Origin of the sequence: Xanthomonas sp. SHU 199 (assembly GCF_000364665.1) — a bacterium.
Classification (GTDB): domain Bacteria; phylum Pseudomonadota; class Gammaproteobacteria; order Xanthomonadales; family Xanthomonadaceae; genus Xanthomonas_A; species Xanthomonas_A sontii.
The window spans coordinates 1-414 of the sequence record NZ_AQOI01000423.1 but is presented as its reverse complement, the minus strand read 5'-3'; the positions used below and the strand labels follow the sequence as shown (position 1 = coordinate 414).

General features: G+C 67.9%; 1 protein-coding gene. It reads right to left on the bottom strand.

Going from position 1 to position 414, the window contains the following annotated elements:
• Positions 1-83 precede the first annotated feature (83 nt).
• Positions 84-414: NAD(P)(+) transhydrogenase (Re/Si-specific) subunit beta (locus tag D183_RS24800; RefSeq protein WP_039727667.1), on the bottom strand; the 331-nt coding region annotated here is incomplete at its 5' end.

The window sequence follows — 414 nt, the reverse complement described above, 5'->3', positions numbered from 1 at the left end:
GTTACCGGTAACGCCCATCGCGGCTGAAGCCGCTCCTGCGCGCCCTGCACTCGCTACGCCCCCCCTGCCCCGCCCGCAACGGCTCAATGCCCGCCGCCATCCAGCGCCTTCAGTTCGCTGACCAGGGCGCCGGCCGCCTCGGCGCCGTCGCCGTACAGCATGCGGGTGTTGTCGGCATAGAACAGCGCGTTCTCGATGCCGGCAAAGCCGGTGCCCTTGCCGCGCTTGATGACGATGACGTTCCTGGAATTGACCACGTCCAGGATCGGCATGCCGTAGATCGGGCTGGCCGGGTCGGTCTTGGCCACCGGATTGACCACGTCGTTGGCGCCGATCACCAGCGACACGTCGGTGCTGGCGAACTCGGGGTTGATGTCGTCCATGTCGGCGATCAGGTCGTAGGGCACGCCGGCC